Source organism: Micromonospora sp. AMSO31t (genome assembly GCF_008868175.1).
GTDB lineage: Bacteria > Actinomycetota > Actinomycetes > Mycobacteriales > Micromonosporaceae > Micromonospora.
The window spans coordinates 1-19,793 of sequence record NZ_WBKT01000061.1; the positions used below are offsets into that span (position 1 = coordinate 1).

18 protein-coding genes and 1 pseudogene are annotated in these 19,793 nt (G+C 73.0%); 5 read left to right on the top strand and 14 right to left on the bottom strand.

Going from position 1 to position 19,793, the window contains the following annotated elements; translation table 11 throughout:
- Both F8274_RS15755 and F8274_RS15760 read left to right on the top strand, forming a co-directional pair.
- A pseudogene (locus F8274_RS15755) lies at window positions 1-1,003 on the top strand (transposase); the annotation flags it as partial.
- 135 nt (window positions 1,004-1,138) lie between these two features.
- On the top strand, window positions 1,139-2,362 hold the full coding sequence (locus F8274_RS15760; protein WP_151463146.1) for an ABC transporter substrate-binding protein: 1,224 nt from the start codon (window positions 1,139-1,141) through the stop codon (window positions 2,360-2,362).
- A gap of 116 nt (window positions 2,363-2,478) precedes the next feature.
- On the opposite strand, the gene F8274_RS15765 is transcribed toward F8274_RS15760, so the two are convergent.
- The 4 genes from F8274_RS15765 to F8274_RS15780 form a co-directional block, all read right to left on the bottom strand.
- Window positions 2,479-3,072 carry an ATP/GTP-binding protein gene (locus tag F8274_RS15765; RefSeq protein WP_091260490.1) on the bottom strand — a complete coding sequence of 198 codons (594 nt, stop codon included), beginning with the start codon at window positions 3,070-3,072 and terminating at the stop codon, window positions 2,479-2,481.
- 1 nt (window position 3,073) lies between these two features.
- Entirely contained in the window at window positions 3,074-3,451 is a 378-nt protein-coding gene (locus F8274_RS15770; protein ID WP_091261430.1) for a DUF742 domain-containing protein, read from the bottom strand.
- Window positions 3,452-3,551: 100 nt separating this feature from the next.
- Window positions 3,552-3,956: a roadblock/LC7 domain-containing protein gene (locus F8274_RS15775; RefSeq protein WP_111134940.1), complete on the bottom strand. Its 405-nt coding sequence runs from the start codon at window positions 3,954-3,956 to the stop codon at window positions 3,552-3,554.
- Window positions 3,953-7,576 carry a nitrate- and nitrite sensing domain-containing protein gene (locus F8274_RS15780; RefSeq protein ID WP_151463147.1) on the bottom strand — a complete coding sequence of 1,208 codons (3,624 nt, stop codon included), beginning with the start codon at window positions 7,574-7,576 and terminating at the stop codon, window positions 3,953-3,955. The genes F8274_RS15775 and F8274_RS15780 overlap by 4 nt, the downstream gene beginning before the upstream one ends.
- Before the next feature lie 459 nt (window positions 7,577-8,035).
- Here F8274_RS15780 and F8274_RS31975 point away from each other — a divergent pair, with 459 nt between their 5' ends.
- Window positions 8,036-8,374, top strand: a complete 339-nt coding sequence (locus tag F8274_RS31975; protein WP_225853816.1) for a hypothetical protein — start codon at window positions 8,036-8,038, stop codon at window positions 8,372-8,374.
- On the opposite strand, the gene F8274_RS15790 is transcribed toward F8274_RS31975, so the two are convergent.
- Genes F8274_RS15790 through F8274_RS15805 form a run of 4 tightly spaced genes read right to left on the bottom strand, consistent with a single transcriptional unit; the run spans window position 8,375 to window position 11,099 of the window.
- Window positions 8,375-9,448: an adenosine deaminase gene (locus F8274_RS15790; RefSeq protein ID WP_151463149.1), complete on the bottom strand. Its 1,074-nt coding sequence runs from the start codon at window positions 9,446-9,448 to the stop codon at window positions 8,375-8,377.
- A 51-nt stretch (window positions 9,449-9,499) separates the two neighbouring features.
- A complete protein-coding gene (locus F8274_RS15795) occupies window positions 9,500-9,913 on the bottom strand; it encodes a PPOX class F420-dependent oxidoreductase (protein ID WP_151463150.1) in 414 nt (137 codons plus the stop codon).
- Window positions 9,910-10,482 (bottom strand): NADPH-dependent FMN reductase, encoded by a 573-nt coding sequence (locus F8274_RS15800; protein WP_151463151.1) that lies wholly within the window; start codon window positions 10,480-10,482, stop codon window positions 9,910-9,912. The genes F8274_RS15795 and F8274_RS15800 overlap by 4 nt, the downstream gene beginning before the upstream one ends.
- A complete protein-coding gene (locus F8274_RS15805) occupies window positions 10,470-11,099 on the bottom strand; it encodes a YitT family protein (protein WP_151463152.1) in 630 nt (209 codons plus the stop codon). Before F8274_RS15805 ends, F8274_RS15800 begins: the two co-directional genes overlap by 13 nt.
- Before the next feature lie 56 nt (window positions 11,100-11,155).
- On the opposite strand from F8274_RS15805, the gene F8274_RS15810 reads away from it, so the two are divergent.
- Both F8274_RS15810 and F8274_RS15815 read left to right on the top strand, forming a co-directional pair.
- Window positions 11,156-11,629: a MarR family winged helix-turn-helix transcriptional regulator gene (locus tag F8274_RS15810; RefSeq protein WP_151463153.1), complete on the top strand. Its 474-nt coding sequence runs from the start codon at window positions 11,156-11,158 to the stop codon at window positions 11,627-11,629.
- A gap of 2 nt (window positions 11,630-11,631) precedes the next feature.
- A complete protein-coding gene (locus F8274_RS15815) occupies window positions 11,632-12,489 on the top strand; it encodes a putative RNA methyltransferase (RefSeq protein ID WP_151463154.1) in 858 nt (285 codons plus the stop codon).
- A gap of 7 nt (window positions 12,490-12,496) precedes the next feature.
- Here F8274_RS15815 and F8274_RS15820 read toward each other — a convergent pair whose 3' ends face one another.
- From F8274_RS15820 to F8274_RS15845, 6 genes are all read right to left on the bottom strand, one after another.
- Window positions 12,497-13,177 carry a DUF4272 domain-containing protein gene (locus F8274_RS15820; RefSeq protein ID WP_151463155.1) on the bottom strand — a complete coding sequence of 227 codons (681 nt, stop codon included), beginning with the start codon at window positions 13,175-13,177 and terminating at the stop codon, window positions 12,497-12,499.
- 102 nt (window positions 13,178-13,279) lie between these two features.
- A complete protein-coding gene (locus tag F8274_RS15825) occupies window positions 13,280-14,560 on the bottom strand; it encodes a thymidine phosphorylase (protein ID WP_151463156.1) in 1,281 nt (426 codons plus the stop codon).
- 41 nt (window positions 14,561-14,601) lie between these two features.
- Window positions 14,602-15,309 (bottom strand): cytidine deaminase, encoded by a 708-nt coding sequence (locus tag F8274_RS15830; protein ID WP_151463167.1) that lies wholly within the window; start codon window positions 15,307-15,309, stop codon window positions 14,602-14,604.
- 105 nt (window positions 15,310-15,414) lie between these two features.
- On the bottom strand, window positions 15,415-16,695 hold the full coding sequence (locus F8274_RS15835; protein WP_151463157.1) for an ABC transporter permease: 1,281 nt from the start codon (window positions 16,693-16,695) through the stop codon (window positions 15,415-15,417).
- A gap of 2 nt (window positions 16,696-16,697) precedes the next feature.
- The gene (locus F8274_RS15840) at window positions 16,698-18,056 is read right to left on the bottom strand and encodes an ABC transporter permease (RefSeq protein ID WP_151463158.1); all 1,359 of its coding nucleotides are present in this window, start codon (window positions 18,054-18,056) and stop codon (window positions 16,698-16,700) included.
- Entirely contained in the window at window positions 18,053-19,690 is a 1,638-nt protein-coding gene (locus F8274_RS15845) for an ABC transporter ATP-binding protein (RefSeq protein ID WP_370518236.1), read from the bottom strand. Before F8274_RS15845 ends, F8274_RS15840 begins: the two co-directional genes overlap by 4 nt.
- Window positions 19,691-19,793: the final 103 nt, after the last annotated feature.

Genomic DNA, 19,793 nt, shown 5'->3' on the forward strand with positions numbered 1-19,793 from the left:
CGATGCCGGGGAGCCGTTCCGCCCGACGCTGACCACCGCGGCCATCAACAAGGCCCGGGCCGAGCGGCAGCGCACGGTCATCCCGCCCCGGCCCAAGACCACCCAGCAGGAGCCGCCGACCGGCGGCTTCAGCGCCACCGACCTGACCATCCCCGTGCCGACACCCCGCCCCGGCCAGGAGACCGCTCCCCCGGGTTCCCGGGCCAACTGGCCGCTGGTCAACACCGGCGAGGACCAGGACGACCGGGCCACGGAGGCGCCGGCCTACCCCTACGGGCGGGGCGTGGACGCACCGAGCGACCCGGGCCGGGTCACCCCGCCGTGGCTCGCCGACGACCTGCCGCAGGAGCCGCCGATGCTGCGGCTCGTGGAGCCGCCGCCGCTGGCCGACCGGGCGCTGCGTGACCAGCTGAACCCGCCGACCGACCCCGGGTTGGACGCGCCGCCGCTGCGGCTGGTCGACCGGCCGGACGCCAACCGGCAGAGCCGCCCGGCGCCCCGCGCCGAGGTGCCCCCGCCGCTCGAGCGGCGTCCCGCGCCGAAGGAGCACCGGCCGCCGCCGGTCTCCGACGAGGGCGACGGCGACCTGCTGATCTTCGCGCAGGCGAAGTCCGCCTGGTTCGTCGGGCACGGCGACGAGGCCGACCTGGACTGGTCGACCACCGCGGACACCGGTTGGCAGGCGGCCGAGCAGGCAGCCCGCCCGTCGGTGGGCTCGGAGACCAAGGCCGGCCTGCCCAAGCGTGTCCCGCAGGCCAACCTGGTGCCGGGCTCGCCGCTGCGCGAGGAGCGTCCACTCCGGATCGTCCGCAACGCGGCCAGCCTCGCCGAGAACACCACCGGCTACTTCCGGGGCTGGCGTCGCGGCCAGGAGATCGGCGGCTTCGCCGTCGGCGGTCGCCCCGGCCGGGAGGCGGCTGGCGGCTGGGACTTCAGCCGGGACACCGGCGACCGCGACGACGACCGGGAGTACGAGTACCGGTCCGCGGGCTACCGGTCCTGATCGGAGTCCCGTCCCACCCCACCCGCGTGTTCCTGCCCACACCCGGATAATTTGACGCCGGGCGCGGCCGGCCGGGAGCATACCCGGCGGACCAGCCGGCGGCGGATGTTCGCCGGGGGTGGGAAGGCGGCTCCAATGGCGACAGCGGCATTCGACTCCTCCGTGCTCACCCGTCGGGGCGTCCTCGCCGCGGCGGCCGGCAGCCTGCTGCTCGCCGGCTGCGGACAGCAGGGCGAGCGACCGGACGAGGAGTCGTCGGCCAGCAGCGCCCCGAGCGGCCAGGACCTGGTCGTCGGCGCCAGCCTGGAACTGACCGGCCGGGGCGCCGCGCTCGGCATTCCCCAGCAGCGGGCCCTCGAGATCAGCGCGGACGCGCTGAACAAGGCCGGCATCCCGGTCGGCAACCTGCGGCGGTCGATCCGCCTGGAGATCCGGGACAACCGCAGCAACCCGCGGGAGGCGGCCCGGCAGGCGGCCGAGCTGACCCGCGTGGGCGTGCAGGCCCTGGTCGGCGGCACCCTGGCGGAGACCTCGGTGGCCCTCGCGGAGGCGGCCCAGAAGGTCAAGACCCCGTTCCTCTCGCTGGGCCTCGGAGACGGCGTCGTGCTGCCGCTCACCGAACGGACCTTCAGCTTCCAGCTCACCCCGGACGCCGTCGACGTGGCCCGCCGCCTCGCCGGCCTGGTCGGGACGCAGCGCGTACGGCGGGTCGCGCTGCTGGCCGCCGACGGGCTGCACGGCGACTCCGGCGTGCAGGCGGTACGCGCCGCGCTGCGCGACGGCGACGCCGACCTGGTCCGCACGGTCCGGCTGCCCGAGACCGGGCGGAGCTTCGCCGGCGCCGCCCGGCGGATCGCCGCCGCCGACCCGGACGGCGTGATCGTCTGGGGTGCCGCCCCCGACTCCGGCGTGGCCGCCCGGGAGCTGCGCCGGGCCGACTACCGCGGGCCGCTCTTCTTCGACGCCGGCGCGGTCGCCGAGGACACGCTGAGCGCCGCCAACGCCGCCGCGGTCGAGGGGGCGTACGCGGTGCACCCGGCCTGCCTGTCCACCTCCACGCTCACCGCGACCAGCACGGCCGACCTGGAGCGGCGGGACTTCAACTACCGCTACACCCAGCGGTACGGCACCTCCAACACCTTCGCCCCGTACGCCTCGGATGCGCTCCAGCTCCTCGCCGCGTCGGCGCGGATGGCCGTGAGCCTCGACCGTGGACGGATCCGGGCGTTCCTGCAGACCCAGGTGGCCGAGGGCATCGCCGGCGGGTACGCCTTCACGGCCGCCCGGCACGGTGGCATGGAGGCCGACTCGCTCGCCGTCTACGTGGTCACGCAGGGCGCCTGGCGGCCGTACGCCTGACCGTCCGGGCCGGACCGTCCCAGCGGGACGGTCACCGGCCGACCGCGCAGCGTACCGGACGGCGAACAGCGAGAAGCGCCCGGTGGCCGATGGCCGCCGGGCGCTTCGTCACCGGGTCAGGCGGGGGCGACGGCCCGCGAGCGCCGCATGGTGAGCACGTACTCGACCAGCGAGATCAGCACGTGCTTCGTCGACTCCCGGTTACGGGCGTCGCAGGCCACCACCGGAACGTCCGAGGAGATCGCGAGCGCGTCCCGGACGTCCTGCGGGTCGTGGTACTGCATCCCGTCGAAGCAGTTGATGGCCACCAGGTACGGCAGCCGCCGGTGCTCGAAGAAGTCGATCGCCGCGAAGCAGTCGGCCAGCCGGCGGGTGTCGACCAGCACCACGGCGCCGATCGCACCACGGACCAGTTCGTCCCACATGAACCAGAACCGCGTCTGACCCGGCGTACCGAACAGGTACAGGATCAGGTCGCGGTCGATCGAGATACGACCGAAGTCCATGGCCACCGTGGTCGTCGTCTTGCCCGGCACCTGCCGGGTGTCGTCGACGCCCACGCCGGCGGAGGTCATGATCGCCTCGGTGGTCAGCGGCGTGATCTCCGAGACCGAGCCGACCAGCGTCGTCTTGCCGACGCCGAATCCACCGGCGATAACGATCTTCGCCGACGTCACGCGCCCGCTCGGGGCAGGCGGCCGGTGCGACATGTCAGAGCCTGCGAAGTCCACTCAGCACCCTCTCCAGCAGTTCAGTGCCCACCGCGTCGTCGGAGTCGTCCAAAATGGTCGGCTCGTGGACCGCGACCAGGCCGTCCGTCGCCATGTCGGCGATGAGCACCCGGGCCACGCCGAGCGGAAGTTGCATTCGCGCCGCGATCTCGGCGAGCGACTGCACACGTCCGTCACACAGCGCGGCGATGTACTGGTGCTCCCGGCCCTGGCCACCGTTGCCAGTGGCAACCGACCGGCCGCGCACCGTCGTCTCGACGAGCGCCTCCAGGGCGATCTCGAGCCGGGGGCGGGTACGACCGCGGGTCACGGCGTATGGACGGACCAACGCTCCGGTCGGTTCGTCACGATCGACCATCTCGCCGCTCACCTCCTTCGTACCCGGCACCGGCTCGCCCCGGTGGTGTTCGTCCTTGTCGTAGTTGTTGCCGCTTCTGACCCACCGGTCAGCGCGTCGTTCAGCCCATCATCCCGACAGCCGTGCGCGGCTGCGGGGTCAGAGCATCGCCCACCCGATCGACGAGCAGGGCCATCTCGTAACCGACCTGCCCGACGTCGCAGCTGCGCGCGGCGAGCACGGCGAAGGACGAGCCGTCCGAGATGGACATCAGGAACAGGAAGCCGTTGTCCATCTCGACGACGGTCTGGAGCACCGCCCCGCCCTCGAAGCAGCGGGCCGCGCCCTGGGTCAGGCTGACCAGACCGGACGAGATCGCCGCCAACTGGTCCGCGCGGTCCCGCGGAAGATCACGGGACGCAGCGAGGAGCAGGCCGTCGGCGGAGACGGCGACCGCGTGCGCCACACCGGGCACCCGGTCGGCGAAGTTGGCCAGCAGCCATCCGAGATCCTGCGTAGTAGTCATCCTTGTTGCTCCTTCTGCCCGCTCCCGGCCACTGGGCCTGAGCCAGACTGCGAGGACTGCTGCCCGCCCGGAGTCCCCTCCGGGCCGGTGGAGTTGCTGTCAGTCGGGTTGTTGCGCCCCCGCTGCACGCCCCGATGGTAGGCCGAAAGCAGACCCCGTACGCCTTCCGGCGTCCGGCGCTGCACCGACGTGGACGGCTTCTCGACGCCGCCGGGCACGAGCTGCGCCATCGGCGTCCGCTTCGGCAGGCCCTTCTGGGTGGTCTCCTCGACCGGGACCTCGATGGCCGCCGAGGCGGCCCGCCATCCGTCGTCGGCCGCGGTCTGCCAACCGGGCTGCTGCGGCGGGGCGGCGGGCTGCCGGGTCGGCAGCGCACCGGCGTAACCGGGACGGGCACCCCCGTTCGCCGAGCCGTTGTCCTGCGGCGCTCCGCCGGCCGTCGGAGTCTGTGCCATCGGTGTGTTACCTGTCGTCCCGGGTGGTGTCTGCTGCACGGTCCGACCGGCGGCGTCGACCCTGGCGAACTGCTGGGTCGCGGCACCGTTGGGCGCGGCCGGCTGCGCCGCGGCCGGCTGCGCTGCCGCCGCCTCCTCCTTGGGCGCCGGCCGGCTGGTGCGGAACCAGGCCGACTCGAGCTCCCGGAAGATCGGCAGCTCCATCGTCTCGTCCGCGTACCGCTGGCGGTTGCCCGGCTGCTGCGGGGTCGCCGGCCGCGGCGCGGGGGCCGGCGCGGGCCGGTTGACGGCCGGCGGCGTCTCCGGGCGGTTGACCCGGGGCAGCTCGGTGGTCATGTCCAGACCGGCGGCGAGCCGCTCCGGCACGGCCGGAGCCGCGGCCTGGTCGGGCGTCGCGACCGGCGGCCAGACCGGCGGGGCGCCGACGTGCGGCGTCGGAGCCGGCGGGGCGGGACGCGGCGGCGCCTGGTTCACCGGAGGCACCGATACCGGGTAGCCCGCGCTGGGCGCGGCCGACACGGGTTGGCCGGAGACCGGCGCCCCGGACACCGGGTAACCGGAGACGGGCGACGCCGACACCGGATAGCCGGAGACCGGGTAGCCGGAGGTCGGATAGCCGGAGGTCGGATAGCCGGAGGTCGGGTGACCCGAGACCGGGACACCGGAGACCGGCGGCAGCGGCGGCGCCGACACCGGCGGGACCGGCGGGGCGGAGACCGGCGGCGGGTTGTAGGGCCGGGCCTCGGGGCTGCTCGGCAGCTGCCGCGGGATGGCCGGCTGCTGGCCGGTGGAGGCCGGGTCGGCCTCGGCCGGGTTGCGCCGCTGGGGCAGCGGGTCGATCGGCTGGCCGTTCGGGTTCCGCGGGTTGAAGCCGTCACCGCCGGCCAGGGCGCCGGCGCCGGTCAGGTCGGACCAGGCCGGCATCGACCGGGCCCCGCCCGCGTTGGCCGGCGTGCCGGAGCCGTTCCGGTGCGCCGGGTCGAAGGACCGACCGCCCAGGGTGACCTGGTTGCCGGACGTGCCCGGGTGCGGGACCGGCGGCGGCGTGTGCGGGCCGTTGCCCAGAGCGGCCAGGGCGCCGAAGGCCGGCGCGGGACCACCCTGGCCGAACGCCGGTGCGGGACCGCCCTGCTGCGGGCCGGCGGCCGGGAGGGCCGGCACGGGCTGGCCGCGACCGGCGAGGGCCCGCGGCACCAGGACCGAGGTGGGCAGCGTGACGTCGGCGACGGTGCCCCGGTCGGCGCCGGGTCGCAGCTCGACCTTGACGCCGTGCCGAGAGGCCAGCCGGGCGACCACGACGAGGCCCATCATCCGGGAGACCGCCACGTCCACCTGCGGCGGCGTGGCCAGCCGCTCGTTCAGGTCACGGAGCTGCTCGTGACTGATGCCGATGCCCCGGTCCTCGACGTAGAGCGAGGCGCGGTCACCCACCCGGCGGGCCTCGACCATGACCTGCGAGTCCGGCGGGGAGAAGGCGGTGGCGTTGTCGAACAGCTCGGCGACCAGGTGCACCAGGTCGTTGACCGCATGCGCGGCGACCTCGATGTCCCGGTCGATCACGCCGAACTCGATCCGGGTGTAGTGCTCGACCTCGGACTGCGCGGCGCGGAGCACGTCGATCAGGGCGGCCGGCTCGCGCTGCACGCGGGTGGAGTCCGCGCCGGCGAGGACCAGCAGGTTCTCGTCGTTGCGGCGCATCCGGGTGGCCAGGTGGTCGAGCTGGAACAGCTCGGCCAGCCGGTCCGGGTCCTCCTCGCCGCGCTCCAGCCGGTCGAGGTGGCCGATCAGCCGGTCGACCAGGATCTGCGACCGGCGGGCCAGGTTGACGAACATGGTCGCGACGGAGGCCCGCAGGGCGGCCTGCTCGGCCGCGGTGCGGACGGCCTCCAGGTGGACGGCGTTGAACGCCTCGGTCACCTGGCCGAACTCGTCCTTGCTGCGCACCGGCAGCGGCTCGGCGATCTGGTTGGCGAGCTGGACCGGGGTGAGCTGCCCGGTGACCTGGGGGTCGCGCAGCCGGGCCACCGCCTGCGGCAGGCCGTACTGGGCCACCGAGAGGGCGCCCTGGCGCAGGTCGCGCAGCGAACGGGCCATGGAGCGGGCGACGAGGTAGGCGAAGAGGATGGCCAGCAGCAGCATGCTGAGCAGCAGGCCGGTCTCCAGGAACACCTGGCGCTGGGTGTCCGACCGCAGCTCGCCGGCCTGGCGGACCACGTTGCCGTCCAGCCGCCTCTCGACCGTGCGGATCAGCTTGGCGTGGGCCACCATGGTGGCGTCCCACTCGTCCGTCCCGAACGGCGGCTGCCGCAGGTCGCCGGAGGTGTTCGAGCCGATGAGGCTGGTGTAGCGGTCCGACTTGCGCAGGTCGGAGCCGGAGACGGTCTGGTCGAAGAACTGGGAGTCGGCCTGGTTGGCGACCGCCTTGAAGCTCTCCAACGCCTGCGTCTGGCCGGTGCCGCTGGCGATGAGCTGCTCGCGCAGGTTCGGAGTGAGGCGCTTCTGGTTCAGCGCGTCGTGCACGATCACCCGGCGCTGGGCCAGGTATTCCTTCTGCCGGGCGACCGCGGCCGCGGCGCGCATCCGGTCGCTCAGATCGTTGTCGCCGGCGAGCTGGATGGCCGAGTCGCGGATCGAGAGCAGGTTGTTGATCAGACCCTCGTACGACGTCTGCGCGGCGTCGCTGCTGAGCTTGCCGTTGAAGACCTGGCTGCGGGTGCCCGGCAGATCGGAGAGCCCCTGGTCGACGATCTTCAGCCGGGCCTCGAATGTGCGCGGCAGGTCGTCGATCTCGAGGCGCTGCCGGGAGTAGGGCGCCTTCGCCTGGTCGACCCGCTGGTTGGCCCGGTTGTAGGACTCCTGGTACTGCGCCCGCGTCTGCACTTCCTTCGAGCTGAGGAAGAGCACCGAGCTGACCCGCTCGTCCTGGAGCGTGTCGGCCAGGTCACCCGAGTAGGAGATCAGGTTCGCCAGGTCACCGGCTCGGTTGGCATTGTTCAGCGTCTCCAGGTGGTCGACCAGACCGCTGGTGCCGACCACGACTGTCGCGATGGTCGGCACGATCATGATCAGGCCGAGCTTGGACCAGATCGGCATGTCGCGGAGCCGGCTGGCCGGCCGGCTCAGACGCGACAGGAAGGAGCCCGCCGTCGTTGGCCGTTTGCTCACGTCACCGCCCTCGCATTACCGCGTCCGGCGTCGCCTGTGGGCAACGCCGAGCGACCGACCCGGCGGGTCGGACCTCCGAGATTCCATCACGCCGCCCCGCAAAGAGAAAGCCCAGGTTGTCCCTCGCCGGAGGTGTGATGAGATGTTGATGCAATTTGATAGCAATCCGTCTGGCCGGAGTCACTGACCGTAATGGAACACCCGCACCGCGTTGTCCTGCTCGCTGGCCCTTCCGGCTCCGGAAAGTCGTATATAGCCGAGCGAACCGGACTTCCCGTCCTCTGCCTCGACGACTTCTACAAGGACGGCGATGACCCTACGTTGCCGCGTCGGAACGGAGAGGTGGACTGGGAGTCCCCGCTGTCCTGGGATGCGGACACAGCGGTGGAAACAATCGCCCGACTGGCCCGGGACGGCAAGGCCGAAGTGCCGGTTTATGCGATCGGCGCGGACCGCCGGGTGGCCACTCGGCCATTCGACGTCGACGGATCGCCACTTTTCGTTGCCGAAGGGATCTTCGCCGCCGAGATCGTCGAGGAGTGCCGCCGGCGCGGCCTGCTCGCCGGGGCGTACGCGCTGCGCCGCCCCCGCGGGGCGACCTTCGTCCGCCGGCTCGCCCGCGACCTGGCCGAGCAGCGCAAGGCGCCCCGCGTGCTGGTCCGGCGCGGGGTGGCGCTGCTGCGGGCGGAGCCGGCGGTGCTGCGCCGGCAGACCGGGCTGGGCGCCGAGGCGGCCCGGGCCGGGCAGGTGCTGCGCCGGGTGGCCGCCCTGCTCGCCGGCCACCCGCGGCAGCCGTGATCAGCCGATCAGCTTGGCGTACGCCGGCTTGATCACCTCGTCGATGATCTTCAGCCGCTCGTCGAACGGGATGAAGGCGCTCTTCATCGCGTTGATGGTGAACCACTGGAGTTCCTTCCAGCCGTAGCCGAAGGCGTCCACCAGCAGGGCCATCTCGCGGGACATCGAGGTGCCGCTCATCAGCCGGTTGTCGGTGTTGACCGTCACCCGGAAGCGCAGGTCGCGCAGCAGCCCGATCGGGTGGTCGGCGATCGACGCGGCCGCCCCGGTCTGCACGTTGGACGAGGGGCACAGCTCCAGCGGGATCCGCTTGTCCCGGACGTACGCGGCCAGCCGGCCCAGCACCGGCGGATTCCCGGGCGTGATGTCGTCGACGATCCGGACGCCGTGCCCGAGCCGGTCCGCGCCGCACCACTGGATCGCCTGCCAGATCGACGGCAGCCCGAACGCCTCGCCGGCGTGGATGGTGAAGTGGAAGTTCTCCCGCTGGAGGTACTCGAAGGCGTCCAGGTGCCGGGTGGGCGGGAAACCCGCCTCCGCGCCGGCGATGTCGAAGCCGACCACCCCGGTGTCCCGGTGCCGCACGGCCAGCTCGGCGATCTCCTGCGACCGGGCCGCGTGCCGCATCGCGGTGAGCAGCGTGCCGACCCGGATCGGGGTGCCCGCCTCGGCGGCCAGGGCGCTGCCCTCCCGGAAGCCGGTGACCACCGCGTCGACCACCTCGTCCAGGCTCAGGTTCTGCTCCAGGTGCTGCTCGGGGGCGAACCGGACCTCGGCGTAGACCACGCCGTCGGCGGCCAGGTCGAGCGCGCACTCGCGGGCCACCCGGCGCAGCGCGGGCCCGGTCTGCATGACCGCCACGGTGTGCGCGAAGGTCTCCAGGTAGCGCTCCAGCGAACCCGAGTTCGCCGCCTCGGCGAACCAGCGGCCCAGCGCCTCCGGGTCGGTGGTGGGCAGCTCGTGGCCGGCCTCGGCGGCCAGCTCGACGATCGTCGCGGGCCGCAGACCGCCGTCGAGGTGGTCGTGCAGCAGCGCCTTCGGGACCTTGACGATGTCCTCGTACGAGATTGCCATGCACCGACCCTAGTCACCGACCGTCGGGAAGCGGCACCGGACCGGGCCGGCTCACGGCCGCCAGCCGTACACCCGCTCGACCGTGAGGCGCAGCACCAGCCGGCCGTCGGCCACCATGGCCGCCCGGTAGTCCGCCCAGTCCGGGTGCTCGCCCCGGATCCGCCGGTAGACCTCGACCAGTTCCTCGACCGTGGCATCGTCGGTGGCCGCGGCCGGCGGGGTGATGGTCACCCGACCCTCGGCCACCGCGTACGCCCCGCCGTCGGCGGTGCTCACGTGGAAGCTGGCCCGCGGGTCGCGCCGGAGGTTGCGCACCTTGGCCCGGTCGCCCACGGTGGAGCAGCGGATCAGCCCCGGCTCGGCCAGGTAGTCGAGGTTGGAGAGCTGCGGCCGGCCGTCCCGGCGCAGGGTGACCAGCACCCCGCGACCCCGCTCGCCGAACAGCTCCCACAGCCGGGCGGTCACGCGGCCACCGCCCGCAGCGGGGCGAGCGCCGTGGCCAGCCGGGCGACCTGGTCGAGCATCACGTCCGCCGCCTCCTCCCGCCCGGGATCGGGCCGCAGCTCGCCGGCGTCGTCCAGCGCCTGCCGCAGGAAGATGGTCACCGCCTCGTTGACCGGCACCATGTTCAACGTGGTCACCACCTGCTTGATCATCTGGACGGCTCGCAGGCCGCCGGAGCTCATGCCGTAGCTCACGAAGCCCACCGGCTTGTGCCGCCACTCGTGGTAGAGGTAGTCGATCGCGTTCTTCAGCGGCGCGCTGAAGCCGTAGTTGTACTCGGGCATCACCAGCACGAAGGCGTCGGCTGCGGCGGTGGTCGCGCTCCAGGAGCGGGTGTGCTCGTGCAGGTAGATCCCCTCCGAGGGGTGGTGCGGCTCGTCGTGGAACGGCAGTCCGACCTCGGCGAGGTCGACCAGGCGTACCTCGTCGAAGCCGCCGTGGCGGACGGCGGCCGCGGCGAACCAGTCACCGATCCGCCGGCCCACCCGGCCGGGCCGGGTGCTGGCGACGATCACGTTCAGGCGGGGCATGGCGTGGTCACTCCTGCGGGGGCGGGCCGGACCGGGGCCGGCGCGGTGAGTCGGGGGACGAGGTACTGGACGAGCGGCCCGATGGCCAGTGCGAAGAGCAGGGTGCCGGGACCGACCGTGCCGCCGAGGAGCCAGCCGAGAGCGAGCACCACCACCTCGATGAGGGTGCGGACCCGCCCGATCGGCAGGCCGCGTGCCGCCAGGCCGGTCATGAGGCCGTCCCGCGGACCGGGGCCGAGCCGGGCTCCGAGGTAGAGGGCCGTGGCGACGCCGTTGAGCAGGATGCCGGCGAGCAGCAGGGAAACGCGGCCGGCGAGTGATCCGACAGGCGGCAGCAGCGCCAGCGTGGCGTCCAACGCCAGGCCGACCAGTGCGACGTTGGCGACGGTGCCGACGCCGGGGCGCTGCCGCAGCGGGATCCAGAGCAGCAGCACCACCAGCGCGACACCGTTGACCAGCACGCCCATCGGCAGCCCGGTACGCGCGGCCAGGCCCTGGTGCAGCACGTCCCACGATGCCAGTCCCAGGTCGGCCCGGACCAGAAGCCCGACGCTGACGCCGAAGAGCGCCAGGCCGGCGAGGAGCCGGACCCAGCGGGCCGGCAAGCTTGTTGACATGTCATCAACCTAGAGCCTCATTGATGACGTGTCAACCATTCGGTTAGGCTCGGTGCATGGACGAACCACGGTGGTTGGACGAGCGGGAGAACCGGGCCTGGCGCGGCTACCGCCGGATGCGCCGCCTGCTCGACCTGGAGCTGGCCCGGGACCTGACGCAGGACGCCGGGCTCTCCGAACCGGACTACGACGTCCTCTCCGACCTCTCCGAGACGCGCGACCAGCGGCTGCGGCTCAGCGAGCTGGCCGACCGGATGCTCTGGTCACGCAGCCGGCTCTCCCACCACATCTCCCGCATGCAGCACCGCGGCCTGGTCACCCGGGAGGAGCACCCCTCGGACGGCCGCGGTTCCATCGTGGTGTTGACCCCGGCCGGCCTCGCCGCCATCGAGGCCGCCGCCCCGGGTCACGTCGCCGCCGTCCGCCGGCACCTCATCGACCTGCTCACCGACGAGGAGATCGACGCGCTGGGCGCGCTCACCCACCGGGTGGTCGACCACCTCACCGGCCGCCCGGCCCCGGAGGCCTGACCGTGGACGCCCGGATCCTGACCCGGCTGCGCTGCCCGGTCTGCGGGGAGCCGCTGGCCGAGACCACCGCCGGCACCGCCCGGGCGCTGCGCTGCCCGCGCCGGCACAGCTTCGACATCGCCCGCCAGGGGTACGTCAACCTGCTCGCCGGCCGCGCCCCGCACACCGGGGACAGCGCCGAGATGGTGGCGGCCCGCGCCGACTTCCTGGCCGCCGGCCACTACGGCACCGTGGCCGCCGCGCTCGCCGGGACGGCCCGGGAGATCGCGGAGGGCGCCGACGAGGCGTACCCCCTGGTGGTGGACGCCGGCGCCGGGACCGGCTGGTACCTCGCGGCGGTGCTGGCGGCGCTGCCCGACGCGGTCGGCCTGGCCCTCGACGTCGCCAAGCCGGCGCTGCGCCGGGCGGCCCGGGCCCACCCACGCGCGGCCGCCGCGCTGGCCGACACCTGGCAGCGGCTCCCCCTGGCCGATCACGCCGCGACGGTGCTGCTGAACGTCTTCGCGCCGCGCAACGGCGCCGAGTTCCACCGGGTGCTCGACCCGGCGGGCGCGCTGCTGGTGGTCACCCCGGCCGCGGACCATCTCGCCGAGCTGGTCGACGCGCTCGACCTGCTCCGGGTGGACCCGGCCAAGGCCGACCGGGTCGCCGGCAGCCTGAGCGCCCACTTCACGGAGGAGTCCGCCACCGAGCACCGGGCCCGGCTGGAGCTCCGCCGCACCGAGGTGGCCACCCTGGTCGGGATGGGTCCGAGCGCCTGGCACGCCGACCCGGCCCGGCTCGCCGAGCGGATCGCCGCGCTGCCCGAGCCGGTGCCGGTCACCCTCGCCGTGCGGCTCGGCGTGCACCGGCCGCGCTGACCGCCGCTCAGGTGGAGAGATCGACCTCTTCCCAGCCCGGCGGCTCGTCGTGGTACGGCCCGCGCAGCACCACCGCCCACTCCAGCGCCCACCGGCGCTGCCCGATGGCGTTGGCGTCCACCAGCCCGGGCAGCGCCAGGCCGGCCTCCTCCGCCTCCAGGTACGCCCAGTCCAGGCAGTAGTGCAGGTCGAGCAGGGCAGCCGCGTCGGCCGGGTGCTGCGGGGCGGCCAGGATCCGGGCCCGCCACTGACCGAAGTTCTCCCCGGTGACCAGGTTGGGCATCCGCTCGACAAGCCGCTCGTCCACCGGCACCGTCGGGTCCAGTTCCTTGGCCAGCCCGAGCACCCAGGCCAGCGAGAAGAGCGCGTCGTGGTGCAGCACGAAGGACCGGTGGTCGCCCTTGCCCCCCATCACGAACTGCCACTCCGGCGGGGTCACCATCTCGACCAGGTGCGACTCCAGCAGCCAGCTCATGGCCGCCTGCGCCGGCATCCCGAAGCAGCGGGCCAGGATCACGTGCAGCACCGCGATCCGTGCCTCGATCTCCGGGGTGGGGCGCAGCTCGATCTCGTCCCCCGGCTCCCACACCAGCGGGAACTGCGGGGGCGGCAGCGGGAGGCCCAGCCGGGACAGCTCGTCGAGGCTCGCCTCACGAACGGCCCGGGGATCGGGGGCGGGTACGCGCACGGCTCAGGTCCCTGTCTGCTCGCAACGGCTCATCGCCGGTCGGTCCCCCCTTGGCCTGCGACAATAGCGGCTCGGTCGCCGCCGCACCATGACCGGGAAAGATCAGCCGATCCGCTCGATCACCAGCGGCGTCGCGGCGGGGGCGTGGGGCGCGATCCGGACCGCCCGCTCCGCCTCGGCCAGCGCCGCCGGGATCCGCTCGGCGTGCTCGGCGCGCAGCTCGTACAGGGGTTCGCCGGCGCGTACCGGGTCGCCGGGGCGCTTGTGCAGCACCACACCGGCCGGGATGCTCACCGGGTCCTCCTTGCGGGCCCGGCCCGCGCCGAGCCGCCAGGCGGCCACCCCCATCGCGTACGCGTCGATCCCGGCCACGTAGCCGTCCTCGGTCGCGGTGACCACCTCGACCTCGGGGGCCTTCGGCATGGGCGCGTCCGGGTCGCCGCCCTGGGCACGGATCATCGCGCGCCAGGCGTCCATGGCCCGGCCGTCCCGCAGCGCCGCCTCGGGGTCGGCGTCCGGCAGGCCGGCCGCGGTCAGCATCTCCCGGGCCAGCGCCAGGGTCAGCTCCACCACGTCGGCCGGGCCGCCGCCGGCCAGCACCTCGACCGACTCGGTCACCTCGACCGCGTTGCCGATGGTGAGGCCCAGCGGAGTGGACATGTCGGTGAGCAGGGCAACCGTGCGCACGCCGTGCGCCCCGCCCAGCTCCACCATGGTCCGGGCCAGCTCGCGGGCGTCGTCGACGTTCTTCATGAAGGCGCCGGAGCCCACCTTCACGTCGAGCACCAGGGCGCCGGTCCCCTCGGCGATCTTCTTGCTCATGATGGAGCTGGCGATCAGCGGGATGGCCTCGACGGTGCCGGTGACGTCGCGCAGCGCGTACAGCTTGCGGTCGGCCGGGGCCAGCCCCTCGCCGGCCGCGCAGATCACCGCACCGACGTCGCGCAGCTGGGCGATGAACTCGTCGTTGCTCAGCGCGGCCCGCCAGCCGGGAATCGACTCCAGCTTGTCGAGCGTGCCGCCGGTGTGGCCGAGGCCCCGGCCGCTGAGCTGCGGCACGGCCCCGCCGCAGGCCGCGACCAGCGGGGTCAGCGGCAGCGTGATCTTGTCGCCGACGCCGCCGGTGGAGTGCTTGTCCACGGTCGGCCGGGCCACCGCCGACAGGTCCAGCCGCTCACCGCTGGCGATCATCGCGGCGGTCCACCGGGCGATCTCCGGCGCGGTCATACCGCGCAGCAGGATCGCCATGGCCAGCGCCGACATCTGCTCGTCGGCCACCAACCCCCTGGTGTACGCGTCGACCACCCAGTCGATCTGGCCGTCGCTCAGCACGCCCCCGTCCCGCTTGGCCCGGATGACGTCAACCGCCGTGAATGCACTCATCAGATGATCTTTCCTCGTCGTTCCGGAACCGGTGTCCCGGCTCAGGCCGGGGACCAGCGGATCGGGATCTCCAGCGGCGGCTCGCCATCGCCGGCCCAGAAGATGGTGCCCGACGCGTCCACCACGACGACGCGCGGCGTCCGGGCCAGCCCCCAGGTGATCGCCTCCGCCGGGTCGTCCCAGGTCGGGCCCTCCTCCAGCACGCCGGTCTCGGCGCCCTCGGTGTCACCGGCCGACCGCTCCCAGTACGCCGTCCACACCTGCTGGCCGGCCGAGAGGTCCGGGTGCACGAAGACGGTGCCCCGGCCCCGCCAGGCGGCCAGCCGCTCCGGGACCACCGGCACCGGCGTCTCGCCGGTCACCGCCTCCAGGTCCTCCACGCCGAACGCGTGCGGCAGCAGCTCGGCCATCCGCAGCGTGCCGCCCTTCGCCTCGATGAGGCACTCCGGGCCGCCGTTCTCCCACAGCAGCTGCCGGCACCGGCCGCACGGCATCAGCGGCTCGCCGGTGGCGTCGACGCAGGACAGCGCCACGATCCGCCCGCCGCCGGTGGCGTGCAGCGAGGAGACCACGCCGCACTCGGCGCAGAGGACCACGCCGTACGCGGCGTTCTCCACGTTGCAGCCGACGACCACCCGGCCGTCGTCGACCAGGGCGGCCGCCCCGACGGGAAACTTCGAGTAGGGCACGTACGCGTGCCGCATGACCTCGGTGGCGGCGGCCCGCAGCCGCTCCCAGTCGATCTCCATCACGACTCCCATTCTGCCCAATTCACGCTGATCGGTCGCGGTGGCGGCCGGAGACGGCCGTGCCCGGCGGGTTCAACCCCGCCGGGCACGCTGCGTCGCGGGCGGTCAGCCCTTGATGTACGGCTTGCCGTCGGCGGCCGGCGCCCGGACCCTGCCGACCAGACCGGCCACCGCCAGGATCGTCGCCAGGTAGGGCAGCATGGCGAGGAACTGGCTCGGGATGCTGCTGCCGATCGCGCCCAGGTAGGTGGCGAGCTGGTCGGCGAACCCGAAGAAGAGCGCGGCGAGCAGCGCGCCGGTCGGGCTCCACCGGCCGAAGATCAGCGCGGCCAGGGCTATGAAGCCCTTGCCGCCGATCATGTTCTTGGTGAACGAGTAGAGCGCCAGCGTGTACGACGCGCCACCGACGCCGGCCACCAGCCCGGCCATGATCACGTTGCGGTAGCGCAGTCGCAGCACCTTCACGCCGAGCGTGTCGGCTGCCGTCGGGTGCTCACCCACCGACCGGGTCCGCAGGCCCCAGCGGGTGCGGAACAGCGCGATGTGGATGACCAGCACCAGCAGCAGGCCGACGTAGAGGAAGATGTTGCCCCGGAACAGCGCCGGACCGAGCAGCGGGATGTCCTTGAGCAGCGGGATCTCCCAGTTGCTGAACCGCGGCGCGCTGTTGTACTTCGTCGCGTCGGTCTGCATGAGCCGCTCGTAGAGGAAGCCGGTGACGCCGACCGCCAGCAGGTTCAGCACGATGCCCATGACCACCTGGTCGACCAGGTAGCGGATGGCGAAGACGGCCAGCAGCAGCGAGATCACCGCGCCGCCGATCGCGGCGGCGACCAGGCCCACCCAGACGCTGCCGGAGATGCTGCCGAACAGCGCGCCCGAGAAGGCGCCCATGAGCAACTGGCCCTCGATCGCCACGTTCACCACGCCGGAGCGTTCGCAGAGCACGCCGGCCAGCGCGCCGAAGATCAGCGGCAGGGCCAGGATGAACGTGCCCCGGATGACGTTGACCAGCGGCATGAAGTTGCGGCCCTCGGGGGCGGCGGAGACCTGCCAGCACAGGAAGCTCAGCACGAAGGCGACCAGCCCCACGCCGAGCACCAGGGTGAACCAGCGCTTCGGCACCCCGGCGAGCAGGGCGGCCCCGGCCGCGGCGGCGATGATGCCGAAGAGGATCGCGCCGACCGTGCCGTTGATCTCCAGGGCGGCGCCGCCCTCGGTCTCGCTGAGCGTGAAGCGGGCCTGCTGGTCGGTGGCGAGCGCGCCGAAGAGCACCGTGGCGAGCACGCCCAGCCCCAACAGGACGGCCCCGGTCTTGCGGGCACGCGTCCAGAAACCCTCGTCGACCGCGGTCACGGCGACCTCGGGGACAGCGGTGGTGGACATGCTCACCAGCCCTTCGCGAGGCTCGTCTGCAGCCGGGCCGCGCGGGCCGCCCGGAGCTGGAAGATCGCCTTCACCATGGCCGGCGCGGCGATGAAGATGACGATGAGCGCCTGGAGCACGGTGACCAGCTCCAGCGAGATCCCGGAGTACGACTGCATCCGGTTGCCGCCGGCCTGGAGCGCGCCGAACAGCAGCGCGGCCAGCAGCACGCCCCACGGCTTCACCCGGCCGAGCAGGGCGACCAGGATGCCGTCGAAGCCGATCTGCGCGATCACCAGCGGGGTCAGCGCGTTGGCGGTGGAGCCGAGCACCATGTTCGACCCACCGAGGCCGGCCAGCAGACCCGAGATCACCATGACCAGCACGTACGTCTTGGTCACGCTGATGCCGGCGGTCCGGGCGGCGTCCGGGTTCTCGCCCACCGCGCGCAGCTCGAAGCCGAGCGTCGAGCGGTTCAGCAGCCAGGCGATGAACCAGGTGGCCAGCACCGCGACCAGGATGCCGGCGTGCACCCGCAGGTTGTCGCCGAGCAGCCGGGGCAGCTGGGCGGAGGACTCGACCGGCTTGCTGATCGCGTCCGACCGGTTCGGGTTCTGCACCCCGCTCTGGACGATGATCCAGGACAGGAAGTAGACGGCCACGTAGTTGAGCATGATCGTGTTGATCACCTCGTGGGCGCCGGTGCGCGCCTTGAGGATGCCCGGGACGAAGCCCCAGAGCGCGCCGCCGAGCGCGCCGGCGAGCAGCGCGACGAGCAGGTGCACCCCGGGCGGCAGCGGCAGCGCGAAGCCGGCCACGGCGGCCAGGATGACGCCGATGGTGGCCTGACCCTGGGCGCCGATGTTGAACAGGCCGCCCCGGAAGGCGAGCGCGACCGCCAGGCCGGTGAAGACCAGCGGCGCGGTGTAGGTGAGCGTCTCCGAGATCGGGCCCATCGCGGCGGTGAAGCCGACCGCGTCCGGGTCGAAGATCGCGCCCTTGAACAGGTTCGCGTACGCCTCGCTGACCACGGTCCAGCTGGCGTTGAAGGCGTCCGCCGGGCGGGCCGTGATGTAGCCGTAGGTGGCCAGCACCTCCGGGTCGGAGACGATGATGAGCACCGCGCCGACCAGCATGGCGAGCAGCACCGCGAGCACGGTCACGGTGACCGTGTTGGCCGCCCAGAGGTTGTCCAGGAAGAGCCGGCCCAGCGTGGGGCGGGGCTCCGCGGCCGGGGGCTGCCTGGTGGCGGTGGCGGGCACCGCCCGCTCGGTGTCGCCGGCGGGCGCGGGCGGGTTCGCCCGGGCCTCTGTCCGCGCCTCCTGCGCCTCGGTCGCCGGCTCCTTGTCGGGGGAGCCCGACACCGGGTCTGGGTTGGTCATGCCTCGTCCTCGTTGCCAGGGCGGTCAGCGGTCGTGGTGGCGGTGTCCGGCGTGATGCCGGCCATCAGCAGGCCGATCTCCTCGCGGGGGGTGTCCGGGCCGACGATGCCGATGATCCGGCCGCGGTACATGACCGCGATCCGGTCGGCCAGGCCGATCACCTCGTCCAGTTCGCTGGAGACCACCATGACGGCGGTGCCGATGTCCCGCTCGCGGATGACCCGGCTGTGGATGAACTCGATCGAGCCGACGTCCACGCCCCGGGTGGGCTGGGCGGCGATGAAGAGCTTCAGCGGCCGGGACAGCTCCCGCGCCACGATCACCTTCTGCTGGTTGCCGCCGGAGAGGGTGCCGACCGCCGCGTCCGCCGAGGAGGTGCGGACGTCGAACTGCTCGATCCGCTCCTTCGCCGACTTCGCGATGGCGTCCGGCTTGAGCGAGAGGCCCTTGCCGAAGGGCGGCTGGTCGTAGATGTCCAGCACCAGGTTCTCCGCGACGGAGAACTCCTTGACCAGGCCGTCGACGCTGCGGTCCTCCGGGACGTAGCCGACGCCGGCGCGGAGCACCTTCTTGGTCGACCAGCCGTGCACGGCCTCGCCGTCCAGGCTGATCGAGCCGGCGAGCACCGGGCGCAGCCCCATGATCGCCTCGATCAGCTCGGTCTGCCCGTTGCCCTGCACGCCCGCGATGCCGAGCACCTCACCGGCGTGCACGGTCAGGTCCACGCCGTCGACCGCGCGGACCTGCCGGTCGTCGTCGACGACCAGGCTGGCGACCTCGAGCATCGGCTTGCCCGGCTGGGCCGACTTCTTGTCCACGGTCAGCCGGACGCTGCGGCCCACCATGAGCGCGGCCAGCTCGTCGCGGCTGGCGCTCGGCTCGGCGGTGCCGACCGTCTTCCCGCGCCGGATCACCGTGATCCGGTCGGCGATGGCCTTGACCTCGCCCAGCTTGTGGGTGATGAACACGATCGACTTGCCGGCCTCCTTGAGCGACCGCATGACCGTGAGGAGTTCCTCGGTCTCCTGCGGGGTCAGCACGGCGGTCGGCTCGTCGAGGATGAGCAGATCGACGTCGCGGGTGAGGGCCTTGACGATCTCCACCCGCTGCTGGATGCCGACCGGCAGGTCCTCGATCACCGCGTCCGGGTCGACCCGGAGGTTGTACCGCTCGGAGACCTCGGCGACCTCGCGCCGGGCCCGCCGCCGGTCGAGGAAGCCGGTGAAGCTTCCCTTGGTCTGTTCCGCGCCGAGCATCACGTTCTCGGCCACGGTGAAGACCGGCACCAGCATGAAGTGCTGGTGCACCATGCCGATCCCGGCGGCGATCGCGTCGGACGGGCCCTTCAGCTTCAGCGGCTTGCCGTCAACCAGGATCTCGCCCTCGTCGGGCTGGTACAGCCCGTACAGCACGTTCATCAGGGTCGACTTGCCGGCGCCGTTCTCGCCGAGCAGGGCGTGGATCTCTCCAGGCTCCACCGTCAGGTCGATGTGGTCGTTGGCGACCAGATCACCGAACCGCTTGGTGATGCCGCGCAGTTCGAGTCTCAGCGCAACCTCCTGGAGTGCGAGCGATGGTGCAGCGTAGCGGCTGCCGCGCCGCCACCGCGCCGGGTGGGGTCGGTGGGGGATCAAGGTGACCGGCCGCCCCGGCGTCGCGCGGGATGTTCCCGCGTGCGCCGAGGCGGCCGGTCGTCAAACCTGGTGCCCGCCGGCCCCCGCTGCCGATGATCTCACC